This window comes from Winogradskyella pacifica (assembly GCF_013403915.1).
Lineage (GTDB): Bacteria > Bacteroidota > Bacteroidia > Flavobacteriales > Flavobacteriaceae > Winogradskyella > Winogradskyella pacifica.
Window position 1 is genome coordinate 87,248 of sequence record NZ_JABFDI010000004.1, and the last position, 17,917, is coordinate 105,164.

Sequence of the window (17,917 nt, forward strand, 5' to 3'; positions counted from 1 at the left end):
TTTTAGTTAATTATTTATTTAAGTTGTTATTCTGTGATTATTTTAAAACAAATAGCCGATTGATTTGGGATGTTTTTAAAATCATATGTGATAGCTAATCCATCTTTATTTCGGTTCCAGTGAATGGTTTCATCGCTGCCTAACAACTGTATATCTTTTATGTTTTTTTGTAAAAGTCCTTTTGTTTTTAGAACTTCAATTAAAATATCTTCTGTTGGTGACGCTAAAACAAAAGCGTAAATATTTCCATCCTTTGTTGTAAAACGAATGTCTTTCTCAGAGAAATTCTTCAAGTTTTCACCTGCGCGTTTGGTAACGATTTCTAAAGGTCCTTCACCAAAGGTTTTCCATGGTCTGGTGTTGTAAATACCTTCTTGGTTAATCTTTACAAAGTCTCCAAAATTAGTCAGCATTTGCTTTTGATTTTCAGGAATTGTACCATCTCCTTTTAAAGCAATATTAATCATCACTACACCATTTTTACTAATGGCATCTATCGCATTTCCTATTAAAACATCTAAAGACATTTTAGTAAATGAATCTTTTCTGTAAAACCAACTACCCGATAAATCGGTTGCCCAAATCCATGGGTGTTTCTGTTGTTCCCCAAACATCCCACGTTCTAAATTATAGGTAAATGCCGCTTTATTTTCTTTGGTGTTTTTAAAAGATAATACAGTGGTTTGCTTGCCATTATTTTCTTTTAAATCTCTATTTAAATAATCAGAAAATAGTTTCACGCCTAAACCTTTTCCTGTTTTTATAGACGGATAAGGCGAATCGTTATTAAACATGTCTGGATCGTATTTTTCTATTAAATCCCAAGAGCGTTTGTACCAATGCTCATTCCAACTGTCTTGACTAGCAAATTTAAAGGTATCATAATCCATATTAAAGAACTCCCATTCTGGTGTGCCTTCTTTTTGAAATTTCCGAGCCGTTCTAAAAAAGCGTGGAGACCAATATAAATGTGTAGATACTCCAAATTTTAAATCGTGCTTATAAGCTGCATCCTTCCATTCTCTCAGGATATCTTTCTTTGGTCCCATTTTAACTGAATTCCAAGGAAAGAAGGAATCATACATATCAAAATTATCATGGTGTGTGGCTACAGGCATAATAAAACGCGCTCCATTGTCTTTAACAAACGCTACAATGGCATCAGCATTAAAGTTTTCCGCTTTAAAATCTGCTATAAATTTTTCGTAACCAAATTCTGAAGGTGGTCCATAGCGTTCGGTGTGCCATTTCGTTAACCTTACCGTTCGCATTCTGTCCGGTTCATTTCTAGCATCATAATCTTCATCACCGTACATGCGTCTTCCGTAGTGAGAACCATCGTCTGCTCTGTTTTCGTCTATTGAAGACGGAATACCCCAATGCATCCAAACGCCAATTTTACCATCTTGAAACCATTCTGGTACTTTATAGTTCTCAGCCATGGATTCCCAATTAGGAGCAATTGTTTTTGTTACCTGTTTCGTTTGACCAAACATAATACAGGCATTAAGCATTAAAAAAGGGATGATTGTAATTGTTTTTATAGACATCTGTATCTATTTATGGTGCACTTACAAAGTAACTATTTACTAATTTAGTAACGCTTCTCTATTCCGTCATTTTGTTGCTGTAAAAATTCAAATACACTTAGACTACCTAGCACTTAGGGGCTTTGGTTGATTTGAGAAAATTTAAAAACGAACAGAGCAAGTTGATTTGTCTTATTTGATACATATTTGTAGTCATACGAACTAACTCATCATGTCATGAAAAAAATTAATTCTAAAAGTTTACTGTTCTTAATGCTGCTGCAATGCTTTTTTAGTTTAGTACAGGCGCAAGTCATAACAGGTAAAATTACAGATGTCGATAATATGCCATTGCCGGGTGCAAGTATTATAGAAAAAGGCACAAAGAATGGTGCAATGTCTACAATGGATGGTGACTATACTATAAAATTAAAGAATCCTGATGCAATCCTCGTATTTCATTATATAGGTTTTAAGACTGTAGAGTATTCTACAGCAGGAAAGACTGTATTGAACGTTCAGATGAAAGCGGATTCTGAAGCTTTAGATGAGGTTGTTCTTACTGTAGGGATTAGAAGTTCTCAATTGAATGCTGTTAGAGAGAAGCGAGAAGCCACTACCGTAATTGAAGCAATTACGCCAGAGGATATTGGAAGTTTTTCTGATGGTAACGTAACTGATGCTTTACAAAGAGTTGCAGGTGTGCAAATTGAGCGGAATGATGATGGTGTTTCTGGAGATAGAGTATCTATTAGAGGTATAGGGCCTCAGTTTGTGAAAATTACGATGAATGGTCGAACACCTATTTCTGCAGGAAATGAGGGGAAATCGGATTTTAGAAAATTTAACTTAAATGTTATTCCTACAGAAATTATTAATGGAGCTAGAATCCATAAAACAACACAGGCTAAAGAAATTGCTACAGATATTGGTGGAACAGTAGATTTTCAAACCTTAAGACCTTTAGATGCCAGGTATAAAAGAGGGAAGAATTATTTTGCTAGTGTTAATTTAAGAGGAGATAGCGATTCAGAGTTCGAAGATATCGATTTTGATACCAGAATATCTGGTGTGTTTGGAGGTAAAATAAATGATAAATTAGGAGCCGCTGTTTCAATAGTTCACACTGATGATAATAGATACCGCGATGAATCGGGAATGCGAGGTTACAGAAATGTAGATTTTTATGAAGATACTAATAGTAATGGTGTTTTTGAAGATGGAGAGAATGTTTATGAAGGGATCTTAATACCAGCAACTATTAATAATGCCGTACGAAAAGACAACAGAAAACAATTGGCTTTATCAGCGGCAATTCAATACAAGCCAACAGCTAAACTAGAGTTTTTGTTAGATTATACCTTAACTAAATTAGAAGCTTTTTCAGATAGACAACAATTTCAAACATCATTGTCTACAGGTGGTGATAATGGTTTGCTGGGTGTTAATAATTTCTTTACTCCAGAAAGCCTGGTTTTTAATGGGAATAATTTAGCCTACATCGATGCAGCTGGTGCAGATGTGTCTCGAGTGAATATTCAAAATAAAAATCAGTTCTATACAAATAATACCACAAATAACATACTAGGATTGAATACCTTATACAAGGAGTCAGATAAATTGACTTTTAGTTTTGATTTATCGTATTCGGATTTAGATTTTTTCCAAGATTTAACGCAAATAACTGCAAGATTGGATGGAAGAGATTATGACAATAGTGCTATTAGTTTAGATTTGAGAGGTGAACTTCCTCAGTTTGGACTTCCAGATGAAATTTTAGATCCTACAGCGTTTGGTCTTAGATCTGCAGCAAAAAGACATATTAGAACTAATGGCTACAATTATGCTTCAAGATTAGATGTAGAGTATGAGCTTAATAAAAAGGTGAAATTCTCATTGGGTGCAAGATCAGCAATTACAGATTTCGAAGCTAGAGAAGCGCAAGCAAATGCTGACGATATCTATGGTGATTATACAGATGAGCAATTACAGCAATTTGTAGATCTTATTTCTTATGATAACTATTATATTCCAGGTGATTTTTTAGGCGGTGGAACAGGTTTAGATCAATGGATTAATATTCCCGGAAATGCCGTGTTAGATTTAACACCAGGATTTAATAGTTTAAATGGTGGAAGTATTTTTGATTTTGATAAACCTATAGATCAATTGGTTTCTCAGGAAGGTGATTTACAATTTAATCCTGCAAAATCTTATGGGGCTATAGAAAAAACTTTTTCTACCTATGCACAAGTTGATGCAAGAACAACAGTATTTAATATACCAGTGGTTTTAAACTTTGGGGTAAGAGCCATTAATACCATAAATGAATCAAGGGGGTTTACCGGAGTAGAAATAGTTGATCCTATAGCAGAGACTAGTGGTGTAGTAAGTGATGCTATATATCATGAGGTAGAAAATTCTAGATGGGATGTGTTACCTAGTTTTAATGCCAATTTTAAAATAAAAAGAAATTTCAACTTGAGATTTAGCGCTGCAAAAGGAGCATCTAGACCAAAATATAGAGATATGATGCCGAGTAATGAGGTGGAGTATTTAGATCCTACTTCAGAAATATTCAACCCGAGTTCACCAGACTATGAGCCAAACTTAGGTACAAGTTTATATAGAGGGACTATTAAATCTGGTAATCCAAAGTTAGAGCCTTACAGTGCATGGATGTATGATACAACATTTGAGTTGTATAGCAGAAATGGTGGTGCAATTATCGGTAGTATCTTTTATAAAGACATTAGAAATTATATCGGACGTCAAACATTAAATGATCAAGCATATCCTGGTATAGAAGCGCTGGGTATAGCAATACCTGCAGGTCAAGAAGATTTATTGTTCGATATTTCTACTCCTATAAACATTACAAATGCACAACTTTATGGATTTGAAATAGGCTTTAATCATCACTTTACGTTTTTACCTGGTTTTGCGAGTGGGTTTGGTTTACGAGCTAACTATTCTTTTGTTGAAAGTAATTTTGATGGTGCTGTTGGAGATGCTACTAATGGTTTTCCAGGGACTTCAAAACACAATTTCAATACAGTGATGTACTATGAAAAGTACGGATTCTCTTTTAGGTTTACTGCAGCCTACAGAAGTAATTACTTAAGTAATTTAGGTGGTATTGGCTCTACACGTGCAGATGAAGCACATTATACAGAAGGAACGACACTTTTAGGAATCAACTTAAAATATAAGATTACAAGAAAGATACAAGCAAGTGCAGGTGTAAGTAATCTTACAGGAGAAGATACACGTCGTTATATTGGAGATGATACTCAAAATTTCACATCTTATTTCGGTAGAACTCCAACATGGAAAGTAGGATTGAGATACAGATTATAATCTAGAATAAATATGTTTTTGGGAGCGTCGCTAATTGATGAAAACTAGTGATGGCTCAAGAATGTTATATACAGTAAAATAGGTAGATTTCTATCTGCAAATCAAAAAAATAATAAATTAATAATAGTACGCATATGTTTAAGAATAGATGTATAATGTTTTCCGTTTTAGTAATGCTTATTAGCGTTATGAATAGCCATTCTCAAGAGAAAGACAAAAAAGGAATGGAAGAAATGTGGGGAGAAACTACAGTTTCTGGTGATGCTTTAAAAAGTGGAAAAGCGAAGTTATTTGATGAAGGCAACTACGGTATGTTTATTCATTGGGGATTGTTTTCAAATCTAGGTGGAGTATGGGAAGATAAGACCTACTACGGTATTGGAGAATGGCTAATGAGCAAACGTGTGGCAAACATTTTGCCTGAAGATTATATGGAAACGGCAAAAACGTTTAATCCAACAGAATTCGATGCTAAGCAAATTGCGCAATTAGCAAAAGATGCTGGTATGAAATATATTATCATTACCAGTAAACATCACGAAGGTTTTGCGATGTTCGATTCTGAAGCTAGTGATTTTAATATTGTAGATGCCACTCCATTTGGTAGAGATCCAATGCACGAGTTATCTGCTGCGTGTAAAGAATTAGGACTTGGATTTGGATTTTATTATTCTCATAATCAAGATTGGACGGCTCCAGGCGGAACTAGAGGTCCTGAAGTTGATGAGAACGGAAAGAAAATGGATTTTAAAGATTATTTCTATAATAAATGTAAGCCACAAGTTAGAGAAATCTGTACCAACTATGGTGACATCGATTTTGTTTGGTTTGACACTCCTGGTGATATGCCAGAGGAATATGTAGTAGAATTAGCGGATATGGTAAGAGAGTTACAACCAAATGCTATGATGTGTAGTCGCGTAGGATATGGTATGGGTGATTATGCTAGTATTGGAGATATGGAAGTGCCAACCCGAAATGTAGAAGGGCTTTGGGAAACTTGTGATACTAACAACGATTCTTGGTCTTATGCATGGTATGATAATAACTTTAAAAGTCCTAAAAAGATTTTAGGTCGTGTTATTGAAACTGTAGCTAGAGGCGGTACGTATTTATTTAATGTAGGTCCAGATAGTAACGGAGCTATTCCAAGTATTGGTATAGAATTTTTACAAGAGTCTGGTCGTTGGATTCAGAAATACCCACAAGTTGTTTACGCCGCAGGTAGTTCACCTTGGGGTTATGCATTGCCTTGGGGTGATGTTACTACCAATGATAAATCGCTTTATTTATCTGTTAGTGAATGGCCAACTAATGGTAAATTATACTTACCTGGATTAAAATCTAAAGTGAAAAGAATATCAGTTTTAGATGGCGACAAAAAGAGTTCACTTAAATACTCTAAAGACAACGATTGGTTAGTTATCGATGTGCCATATAAAGCACCTGAAGAATTGATTTCTGTAATTGAAGTGGAACTTGAAGATGCAGAAGCTGTAGTAGAATCACACTTAGGTATCTATCCAAATGTACCTACAAGATTATTAACTGAATTTGGTGAGGTTGAAGGTGCAGAACAAAAAAACGTACGCTGGATGGAGAAATTTGGTGAATGGAAACATGCCAACCAAGTGAGCAATTGGGAAGAAGATGGTACGGTTTGCTGGGAAGTAAACGTTCAAGAACCGGGTTATTATTATTTAGATTTAGAATATAAAGGTGAAGGGCGCTTAGTTTGGAAAACCACAACAGATGAAGGTATTAAAGTTCAAAATCAACAAGCAGCAACTGATAAATATGCGTATCGCAGAATGGGAATTTTAGAATTTAAAACGGCAGGTAATCATATTATTAAGACGTCATTAGTTGAAGGTGATGTTCAAACCTCAAGTTTGAAATCGATTAAGATTTTACCAATAAAATAAAATTGTAAGCATAATGAAGTTAGCGTTTTTACATAAAAGTCTGTTTTTAATTGGTTTGGTAATGTCTCAAGTGGCCTTTTCACAAAACGATAAGCACTATCCAGAATTTAGTTGGGATAAGGTTCCTGTTGCGTTTCATTTTGGAAAAAAAGGGGATTTGTTAACTAAGTCTGAAGCTAAATTTATAGCGGAACATTCTAACTTTACGGTATTAGAAAAGGCGCATGGTTTTCCGAAATATAAACATTCAGAAGAGTCTATTGCTGCTGATGCAAAAGTGCTAAAAGATTTAAATCCAGATATGAAAGTGGTATTCTATTGGAATGCATTTTTAGATTATAGTATGTATAAAGCGCATGAAGACTATCAAACAAAATCAGAGTGGTGGCTAAAAACAAAAACAGGCGAATTAGATTTAAAAGATGGTAAATTAAAGCGCTATGATTTATCTAATCCAGAGCTTAGAGATTGGTGGTCTGATATTGCCAAAGACAATTTGGATAATGAAAACGTGGATGGTGTTTTCTTTGATGCCTTAGTTCAGGTTACTAATCCAGGTAATAAAAAATTATGGGGAGCTGAAAAGTATGATGCCATTCAGCAAGGCTTAAAAGATCTAATTAAAGAAACGAGAGCTAAAATTGGTGATGACAAATTAATCGTTTATAACGGTATTCGTTCTACACCAGTTAGAAATAGCGAAAATGATTTTCCAGATTTTACTGATGCCATAATGATTGAACATTTCGGATATTTTAATAGCAAAACGAAAGAAAGTATGCTTAAGGATATTCAAGAAATGGAAAAAGCAGGTAAAAGCGGTAAAATAGTGGTGTTTAAGACATGGCCAGAGAATGCTTGGGTAAACAAAAAGTTTATGGCTAAATCTGAAAAAGAAAAAGAGAAAATTTCTAAAGAGCATTTAACATTTGCCTTAGCCTCTTTTTTAGCTGGAGCACAAAAACATTCTTATATTAGTTATAATTGGGGGTATCGCTTAAGTATGGGATCACTTCTATGGTATCCTGAATTTGATAAACCCTTAGGCAAACCTCTAAATGAGATGCAAGTTAACGGTTGGATTTTAACCCGAAATTATGAACATGCCAGTATTTGGGTCGATTTAGAAAACAAGAAAGCCACCATTGACTGGAAAAAAGAAAGTTAAAACCATGAAAATAAGCGCCTACTTTTATATGATACTGTTGGTGTGCTTAACAGCTTGTCAAGAACAAACAAAACCAACACCAAAAGTTAATAAACCCAACATCATCATATTTTATGCTGATGATATGGGTTTTGGTGATTTAGCAATTCAAAATCCACAATCTAAAATCCCAACACCCAATTTAGATCAATTAGCAAAAGAAGGGCTTTTAATGACAGAAGCTCATAGTTCTTCAGGTGTTTGTACACCAAGTCGGTATGCCTTATTATCGGGCCGCTATCATTGGAGAGACTTCAACGATATCGTACATGCCATGGGCGAATCTGTTTTTAAAGAAAACCAGGTGACTCTGCCTAATATTCTTAACACTAACGGTTACCATACAGCAGCTATTGGTAAATGGCATTTAGGATGGAACTGGGAAGCCATTAGAAAAAAAGATGTTACTCAAAAAGTAAAAGCTAAGCACGGAAAAAAGGAAATCGAAATTTGGCCAGCACAGGCTTATGATTGGGATAAATCTATTCCTAATGGGCCGTTGTCTATAGGTTTCGATTCTTATTTTGGTGATGGTACTATTAATTTTCCTCCATATACGTGGATTGAAAATGATAAGGTTACAGAAGCACCAACACTAACGTTACAACATCCTAAAGAAGATTTTGCATTAGAAGGCAATTGGGAATTACGACCAGGACCAGCAGTAAAAGATTGGGATTTTTATAAGATTTTACCAACGGTGACGCGCAAAGCTGTGACTTTTATAAAAAATCAAGAACAAGCTAAAGAACCTTTTTTCTTATATATGGCATTTCCTTCGCCGCACGCACCAATAATTCCGAATGAAGCGTTTAGAGGAAAAAGCAATGCAGGACCTTATGGCGATTTTGTGTTTCAGACTGACGATGCTGTCGGACAAATTTTAGACGCATTAAAAGCTATTAATGCAGATGACAATACCATTGTTATTTTTACTTCAGATAATGGGTCAGAACACTATGCTTACAACCGTATTAAAAATTATGATCACGATAGTTCTCATCCGTTTAGAGGTGTAAAAAGAGATGTTTATGAAGGCGGACATCATGTCCCTTTTATCGTAAAATGGCCAAACCATATTAAACCAGGAACAAAGAGCAATCAATTATTTAGCCAAATAGATATACTGAATACTTTAGCGTCTATTACAAATAGCGATTTACCAAAAGGATTTCAGCATGACAGCTTTAATTTTTCTAACGTATGGTTAACTAATACAGATGAACCTGTAAGAGAGACTATTGTTCACAATACCTGGACGTCTAAATATGCGATTAGAAAAGGCGATTGGTTATACATTAATAATAAAGATGGTTACCACACCAGAATACCAAAATGGTTTGAAGAAGGGCAACGTTTTAAAACCGCTAAGGATACTGTGCAACTCTTCAATCTAAAAGACGATATTGGGCAAAACACGAATTTAGCAAGTCAATTCCCTGAAAAAGTTAAGGAGTTAGCGGTAGCATTACGTAACGAACAGGAAAAAGAAACGTTTGAAAATTAATACGGAAATGAGAATGCGTTATTTAAAACATATCACACTTTTATGGGTTGCTATTGCAATGTATTCTTGTAATAATACTAAGACGAAAACCATAGCTGATAATGGAGCTGTTGCTGAAACAGAAGATTCAAGACCAAACATCATTTTTATTTTCGCAGATGATTGGGGTTATGGTGACTTAGGCGTGTATGGAAATACAGAAGTAGTGACACCAAACATAGATAAAATGGCTGCTGAAGGCACACGATTTACACAGTTTCATGTAACAAGTGGAGTTTGTTCACCAAGCAGGTCTTCGGTTTTAACAGGTCATTTTCCAGCAAAACATAGCGTTCATGGGCATTTCGCAGGAAATGAAGAGAATGCCAAACGTAATATGCCTAATTATTTAAATGATTCCTTGCCGGTTTATCTTCCTCAGACCCTACAAAAAGCAGGTTACAAAACAGCGCATTTTGGGAAATGGCATTTAGGAGGCGGAGGCAAACCTCATGGCGATCCTTCAGCTCCAGAGCCTAAAGTTTACGGCTACGATGAAGCTAGAGTTTGGAACGGCAATGGACCAACTTGGAAAGCAGATCAAAAATGGCCAACTACACGATTTATGGATTCTGATACCTTATGGGTACAAAGTTCGAGTAGAATTGCTGTAGATGAAACGATTAATTTTATAAAGGAAAATAAAGGCAAACAACCAATGTTTGTCAACCTTTGGTTAAAAGATCCGCATACACCGTTATGGCCTTCAGAAGCGCAACGCGAACCGTTTAAAGGCTTATCACCAAGTAAAGAAACCTATTATGCGGTTTTAAAGGATGCCGATTTTCATGTTGGACGTTTATTAGAATCCATATCAGAAATGGGATTAGATGACAACACCTTAATTGTGTTTTCTAGTGATAATGGTCCTGCAGGATGGGGACCTTCCAAAGAAGCGGGTTCAACCGCAGGCTTAAAAGGACGAAAAGTGGATATCCTTCAAGGAGGAGTCGTGGTGCCTTTTATTGTAAAATGGAAAAATCATGTTAAAGAAAATAAGGTAGATTCAACTAGTGTATTATCTACAGTAGATTTATTACCAACCTTTGCCAATTTAGCAGAAATAGAATTGCCAAATGATTATGCTATTGATGGAGAAAATATCAGTTCAATTTTAGAAAATAATAGCTTTAAAAGAACAAAACCCTTATTTTGGGAATGGCGTTTTCCTAGAGAAAACACGAATCACTGGGCGCAAGGCGCCGTTAGAAAAGGAGATTGGAAACTATTATTTAATGAAAAAATGAAGAGAGACGAACTCTATAATATTTCTAAAGATCCTTTTGAAAAAATCAACCTAGCAGCGCATAATGAGGAAGTTGTAAGTGAGCTTAAAAGGCTTTGGTACGATTGGAAAAAAGAACTTCCGGAATAACTAAATATCGCTTAAAAATAATTTAATAACACCCTATACTTTCAAAAAACAGTATTGAAATGAATAAAAAAGTAATAGCATTAATAGCCCTTATGGGACTTACGTTTTCATGTACGTCTCAATCCACAAAAACAGTAACCACTAAAAAATCAAAACAGCCCAATGTCATTGTAATTATTACAGACGATCAAGGTTATGGAGATCTTGGTGCTCATGGGAATACCTTGGTTAAAACGCCAGCTTTAGATAAATTTCATGATGAATCGGTGCGTTTAACAGATTTTCATGTGGGACCAACCTGTGCACCTTCAAGATCGGGTTTAATGACCGGAAGATACGCTAACAGAGTTGGGGTTTGGCATACGATTGGTGGTGTTTCAATTTTAAGAGCAGATGAAGTTACTATGGCAGATGTGTTTCAAGAAAATGGGTATGAAACCGCAATGTTTGGTAAATGGCATTTGGGAGATACCTATCCTTCTAGACCACAAGATAAAGGTTTTAAATATACCATTACACATGGTGGAGGTGGAGTTGGTCAGACACCAGATTATTGGGATAATGATTATTTTGATGATACCTATTTTAAAAATGGAGTACCAACAAAATTTGAAGGTTATTGTACCGATGTTTGGTTTGATGAGGCGATAAAATATATTGAAGACAAGAAAGATGAACCGTTCTTCGCTTATATTTCTGCGAATGCGCCACACCTTCCATTTAATGTGCCAGAAGCTTATTATAATAAATACAAAGACTTAGATATTCCAGAATTTCAAAAGATATTTTACGGAATGATTACCAATGTTGATGACAACTTTGCGAAGCTTCAAAAGAAATTGGAAGATTTAAATATAGCCGATAATACCATCGTTATTTTTATGACAGATAACGGAACGGCTTCAGGTTATAAAACAGTTGGTGGTCAATTATACGGTTTTAATGCAGGAATGAAAGGCACAAAAAACAGTGAATATGAAGGTGGACACCGTGTGCCATTTTTTATATCGTATCCAGCAAAGAATATTGAAGGCGGAAGAGATATAACGGATTTAACAGCGCATTTAGATATTTTACCAACTTTAGCAACTTTGTGTAATTTAGAATTACCTGAAGGACAAAAGGAAATGGATGGTTCAGATATTTCTTCATTAATTTTAGGTACCGAAACTACGATTGGTAGAGATTATTTAATTACAGATTCGCAACGTGTACAAAGCCCAATAAAATGGAGAAAAAGTGCCGTGATGTCAGACAAAATGCGATTGGTTAACGGTAAAGAATTATATGATATTTCTAAAGATCCAGGTCAAGAGAATGACTTAGCAGCTCAGTTTCCTGAAAAAGTAGAACAAATGCGAGGCTATTATAACGAATGGTGGAGTTCTGTTTCTACAGAATTTAACCAGTTTCCAATTATTGTTTTAGGATCAGATCAGCAAAACCCAATTGAATTAACTTGTCATGATACCCATGTGCACGATTCTAAAATTCCATGGAATCAGAATTATATTAGAGAAGCACAAAAGAATCCTGTTGGAGGTGAATTTACCGTAGCATTTGAACAGTCTGGGACCTATACTATTGAATTAAGCAGATGGCCTTTTGAATCTAATTTAGCTATTAATGCCGCTGTAGCAGGAAAAGAAGGCACCATTTCTACAGAAGCTATTGCAGAAGGTAGAACGATGAACTTTAAATCTGGTGGTGTAAAAATTGGAGCTTGGGAACAAACTAAGGCTGTAGAAAAAGAGGCTAAAGTGATAAGCTTTACAGGTAATTTTACGGAAGGAGAAACCGATATGAGTGCTTGGTTTACAACAGACAAAGGTGAAGACTGGGGCGCATTTTATATTAAAGTAACTAGAGTATCAAAAGAATTCTCTATGATAGATTAATCTTTCAATAGATTGCGCTTCACAGAATAAGCGTTGGAATTCATTTTATAGAATAAAAAAAGGGAAAGCTAACTTTCCCTTTTTTTAGTGCTATATGTGAACGGTATGTATTATTCTTTAGAAGTTAACATATCTGGTGTTGCTACTGTTCTAAAGCCCATATGATCGGACCCAGAATCTACAGAAACACCCATTTTAGCCGATATTCTAAAACTAGCACAGTAAGAGGCATGGCACAAAAAAGACCCACCTTTCATCACGTGTTCTACTTGGTACGGATTATTAGGATTAAAATGTGTAGCTGCTCCTTTAGGATTTACAATCGGCTTAGACGTGTCTAATTCACTGTAATATTTTACACTAAAGAAATCACTAGTAATTTCCCATACATTTCCAGCCATGTCGAATAACCCAATACTATTTGAAGGATATGATTTTACAGGAGAAATAAATTCAAACCCGTCTTCAGAATCATTACTCGTAGGAAATACACCTTGCCAAGTATTAGCATTCGCATCTAATTTTGCAGCATCATTTCCCCAAGTAAATATCGTGTTTGTGTTTTTTCCTTGCGCAGCAGATTCCCATTCTGCTTCGGTTGGTAGACGTCTATTTGCCCATTCGCAATAGGCTAAAGCATCTTGGTAAGCCACATGTACTACCGGGTAATCATCTTTACCTTCAATAGTAGTTTCCGGACCATCAGGATGTTTCCAATCAGCTCCAGTTTTCCAAGTCCACCATTGACCGTAGTTCTCCATATTTACAACAGCATTCACATCTTTGTTAAAAATTAAACTTCCGGGCTGTAAAATAGAATCATGAGGTTTTGGTGTGTTTGGAGGTAATTCTTTTTTCATCTCATCCCAGTCAATCTCGCGTTCTGCTATAGTTATATAGTTTGTAGCTTCCACAAAGGCCTTAAACTGCTTATTAGTAACTTCTGTGATATCCATAAAAAAACCATCAACAGTAACCCAATGTGCAGGCTTTTCTCTTGGCATGGCATAATTGTCGGTGTCTTTAGCCCCTTGTAGAAAGGTTTTCTTCTCTACCCAAACCATACCTTCAGGTGTGCCGACTTTTGAAGTTGGTTCCGCTTTAGTTTCAGCTTTGGGTTCTGGTGATTTTTTGTCTTCTACGTTTTTACAGCTATAAACTGTTGAGCCAAGTAATAAAATAAGTGAAAAATAAGTGAACTGTTTTGCTATGTTTTGATAATACATATGTTTTTTGTTTTAAAGATAATTATTCAGAATGGTGTTTTTATGGTATTAACGTAATAATTGAGTCGTTGTTGAATAAATCAATTAATATTTCATTTGTAAATAAACTAATTTTGAGTCATACTATTGCAAGTGTTTTTTGTTAATTTTTACGATTAAAAAAACCGCAATATTTAAAAAAAATATCACGGTTTTTCTGCTATTAATCAATTTAGGGTAATGTCTATATTTAAAAAATTAAGACATCAATTATACATTTTATTTTATGATAATCTTTTGAGTTCTATTTTGTGTATTACTTTTTAATTCAACAATATAAATTCCTGCTTTTAAAGCATTCACATTTATAGTATTTGTTGTGTTAGACGTATTTAATGCGTTTTGTACTATCAATCGTCCTTGTACATCGTAAATAGCAGCTGTCGTATCTGAGTTTAATTGCCCTTTAACTACGACTGTTTTTGTGGCTTGTTCTGAATAGATATTTAAACCATTTAACAAGTTGTCTTCTGTAGATAATGTTGAAGAAGAAAAATGCACATAGAAACGACCTGTTCCATTTAATGTACTAGCTGGTGTAAATACATAATCACCAGTATTTAGTATAGTCCATGTATTGGTAACATTATCTTCAAGATATACATTAATATTAGAAGGTAAAGAAACCGTTTCCGTATCTAAGCCAATAGTTAATTGTATACCTGCTTCTCCTTTAATACCAAGTGGAACAACTACATCGTTAAAATCGTTGTATGGTAAAGCTTGAATAGCCATATCAATTCCTGTATTGTTTTCTACAAGATTTGTGAAGATGCCATTAGATGCACCAAGATAAGCACCTGCATCGTAACCTGGGTCTAAACCACGAGTTTGGTTGTCTACAAAATAGATGTCGGTAGAATAGGTGTCAGAAGAATTACTTAAATGCAATTTTGCTAAAGCGATGTTTAGATTATTAGCTGAGCGTCCTACTATAAAATCATCAGAAGAACCAATAGTTCTCATAGCCGGTGTGAACGTTACAGTACCTGTTGTTGATGCTATAGTTTTCACAAAGAAACCTTGACCAGGTGTAATTTTACCATCAGGAGGAAGGTTAAGTAGATTGTATGCTTCCCATTTATCTCCACTAGCTGCACCATTATAACCATATAGGGCTTGAAAAGCACCAGTGTCAAATTGCATTTTATTAAGATTAAAAAATGTAGTGAAATCTAAATATGAAGGATAAGGATTTCCTATTAAGTTCCATGCACCATACGTAGGGTCAGCACCATGTGTTATATCAATAGTAATATCTGCTATTGGAGAGGCTGGTTCTCCTTTAAATTCAATAGTACTTCCAGAAGTCGTTGCTGCCCTATAACCTTTTCCAAGAACTATATTGTCACTACCATTACTTACAGTATCCCAGTTTTCATATAAACCACTTTCATTATTAAATGGACCAAACGCTCTTTGTGTTGGAACAGCAGGATTTGCAAGAAGGCCTGCTTCAATATCTGAAAAAACTTCAGGTGTAGGAGAAGCTATTAAGTCGTTTCCTGGAGTTGCGTTAATAAACCTACTATAACCAATGTTCTGACTTACATTTCCATTTAGAATTAAACTACCAAAACTAGTGGATGTAGACTCTGCGTAGAGATTATGTCTTGTAATAGCATCTCCGTTTATAGTAATAGAGTGACCTGGTTTAACTGTTACGGATTCTGCTACATTATCTTCGTTAATAATTGTAAAATTGTTTACGGTAACATCTGAATTTATATTTAATTTACCATAAATCACGACACTATCAGTAGGTCCAGGAACATTTCCTTCTATCCAAGAACTGCCGTCTTCCCAATTAATATCCTGACCTGTCGTTGAAATGTAAATTAGTTTATTTATATAACCAGATGCATCTTGATAGATACTGCCATCTGCAGGTTCTACCCCATCAATAAGCCAAGTGTTTAATAGGGTTTGAGAAATACTTGATGGAGTATTTGTATCACCTATTCTAAGAACACCAGATGTGTAATTTTGTAAGTCTACTACGCCCTCCGGAGACGAAGTAGTATATGAAGAAAATTGCACAAGCGTCACACCATCAGCAAAGACTAAGTCTAAAGCATCATCATTTACTTGTAAGGTTCCCATGTTGCTTTGACTTTGGTTAAATGTAATGGTAACAGTACCATTCGCTTGAGAATCTCTATTAATACTACCTTCAAATTTATCTGCTACGTTAAAGGTAACAGAAGCAGTACCTTCTAATTCTATTTCGTTTGTGCTACTAATTAGACTAGTACTATTAAAAACAATTGCATTATTTCTAGTTTTAAATCCTGCTGTAAGGTTTGATAAATCTGAAGTAGCACCAAAAGTTACTCCTCCATTATCAATACCATTTGTATTTACAATATTAATAAGTTGTTCTGCCTCTAACAATCCATTAATTTCGAAAGCATTTGAAGAGTCATTTAGAAAAACTAGAGGAGCACTTGTTGAGCTAATCGTATTGTTAACTGCAAAAACAGTTTTAGAGCCAGGAGCATTATGAAGTCTTCCAGAACTCATAGCTATATCACAATCAATAGTAACAGTGCCACTGCCACTTGTATTATATAATACATCATTAGCATTTGGTGTAGTAAGGGTTAAAGTAGAATTTGAAGCACTACTAATTGTTATAGCAGTATTTATTATCAAATTTCCAACAGTTGTATCGGTATCAACATCTACACTAGCTTCTAGGGTTGCAGTACCAGTTGCATCAGCTATTATACCACCTGTCCAGTTAGCTGCTGTAGACCATAAGCTATCTCCAGCTCCAGCATTATTGGTAAAAGTTCCATCAACTTGTGCGTTTAGTTGAAAGTTGCTTAAGCTGATTACAGCTAAAAGCATAATAAATTGTAGTTGTTTGTTCATAGGTTTAGGGGCTTTATAATTATTTGTCAAAAATAAGTGAATATCCCGACTTAGCTTTGCTTAATTCACCCAAATTTATACTCATTTCTTGTTGCTATCGTGTAATAGAGAGGTAGATATGCCTTGTGTGCTGTAGGAATTTTAATAGCTGCTGTTTCTATAGTGTTGTTTTGTAGGACGGTATAATTTTTAAAATAGAAGCTAATTTTAATAGTTATGAAGTCAGTACCACATTAATTATTTGTCTTTGGAGTTGTAGGAGTATTTAAATTAATTGTATTGATGGTATAAGTCTTAAATAATATGTGTTAGTAACGAAGCTTTTAATTCTTTTTTTTTTTAAAGGGATTGAGCAATAAAAACTATGAAATCAGCTAAGGGGTTATGATGAATTTAGATAAATTGAAATTCACATTTTTGTTAAATTTAAAAATCTAAAAACATGAAAGTACAAGCATATTTATCGTTTAAAGGAAATTGCCAAGAAGCATTAAAATTTTATAGTGAATTATTTGATGCTGATATTATTAACCGTCAAACTTATGAAGACAAAAAAATAGATGTTCCATCTTCTTACAGAGATAAACTACAGCATGCTGAGTTAAAAGGGAAGAATGTTTATTTTATGGCTTATGATGCCTCTCCCGACACACCGCTCAATAGCGGAAATCAATGCCAAATGAGTATTGAAGCATCTGATAATGCTGAAGGAAAACGGCTTTTTGACGCCTTATCCAAAGGAGGACAAGTACATCATAATTACCGCGAAAGGGAATGGGGTTATTTTGGCCGCTGTACAGATAAATTCGGAATTGGTTGGATGGTAAATCATAATCAATAAGAATTTTTGATGAAGCAGAATTAACAAATAACCCTTTTGAAATCGTTTTCAAAAGGGTTATTTAGTGAGGTATGGTTTTGTATTCAACACCTAA

General features: G+C 34.9%; 10 protein-coding genes. 7 read left to right on the forward strand and 3 right to left on the reverse strand.

Translation table 11 applies throughout. From position 1 onward, the window contains the following. Positions 1 to 26 precede the first annotated feature (26 nt). Complete coding sequence (locus HM984_RS05045) at positions 27 to 1,550, reverse strand: alpha-L-fucosidase (protein WP_218845018.1); 1,524 nt, start codon at positions 1,548 to 1,550, stop codon at positions 27 to 29. Between the two features lie 216 nt (positions 1,551 to 1,766). On the opposite strand from HM984_RS05045, the gene HM984_RS05050 reads away from it, so the two are divergent. From HM984_RS05050 to HM984_RS05075, 6 genes are all read left to right on the forward strand, one after another. After that, a complete protein-coding gene (locus tag HM984_RS05050) occupies positions 1,767 to 4,889 on the forward strand; it encodes a TonB-dependent receptor (protein WP_179348364.1) in 3,123 nt (1,040 codons plus the stop codon). 134 nt (positions 4,890 to 5,023) lie between these two features. Further along, entirely contained in the window at positions 5,024 to 6,814 is a 1,791-nt protein-coding gene (locus HM984_RS05055; protein WP_218845019.1) for an alpha-L-fucosidase, read from the forward strand. A 13-nt stretch (positions 6,815 to 6,827) separates the two neighbouring features. Further along, positions 6,828 to 7,982, forward strand: coding sequence for a putative glycoside hydrolase (locus HM984_RS05060; RefSeq protein ID WP_179348365.1), 1,155 nt, complete (start codon positions 6,828 to 6,830; stop codon positions 7,980 to 7,982). Between the two features lie 4 nt (positions 7,983 to 7,986). Further along, positions 7,987 to 9,528 carry a sulfatase family protein gene (locus tag HM984_RS05065; protein ID WP_179348366.1) on the forward strand — a complete coding sequence of 514 codons (1,542 nt, stop codon included), beginning with the start codon at positions 7,987 to 7,989 and terminating at the stop codon, positions 9,526 to 9,528. Between the two features lie 13 nt (positions 9,529 to 9,541). Continuing rightward, entirely contained in the window at positions 9,542 to 10,942 is a 1,401-nt protein-coding gene (locus HM984_RS05070; protein WP_179348367.1) for a sulfatase family protein, read from the forward strand. 59 nt (positions 10,943 to 11,001) lie between these two features. After that, positions 11,002 to 12,840, forward strand: a complete 1,839-nt coding sequence (locus HM984_RS05075) for an arylsulfatase (protein WP_179348368.1) — start codon at positions 11,002 to 11,004, stop codon at positions 12,838 to 12,840. Positions 12,841 to 12,950: 110 nt separating this feature from the next. On the opposite strand, the gene HM984_RS05080 is transcribed toward HM984_RS05075, so the two are convergent. Further along, on the reverse strand, positions 12,951 to 14,066 hold the full coding sequence (locus tag HM984_RS05080; RefSeq protein ID WP_179348369.1) for a formylglycine-generating enzyme family protein: 1,116 nt from the start codon (positions 14,064 to 14,066) through the stop codon (positions 12,951 to 12,953). Between the two features lie 258 nt (positions 14,067 to 14,324). Beyond that, the gene (locus HM984_RS05085) at positions 14,325 to 16,982 is read right to left on the reverse strand and encodes a T9SS type A sorting domain-containing protein (RefSeq protein WP_179348370.1); all 2,658 of its coding nucleotides are present in this window, start codon (positions 16,980 to 16,982) and stop codon (positions 14,325 to 14,327) included. A 442-nt stretch (positions 16,983 to 17,424) separates the two neighbouring features. On the opposite strand from HM984_RS05085, the gene HM984_RS05090 reads away from it, so the two are divergent. Next, positions 17,425 to 17,823, forward strand: a complete 399-nt coding sequence (locus HM984_RS05090; RefSeq protein ID WP_115811188.1) for a VOC family protein — start codon at positions 17,425 to 17,427, stop codon at positions 17,821 to 17,823. Positions 17,824 to 17,917: the final 94 nt, after the last annotated feature.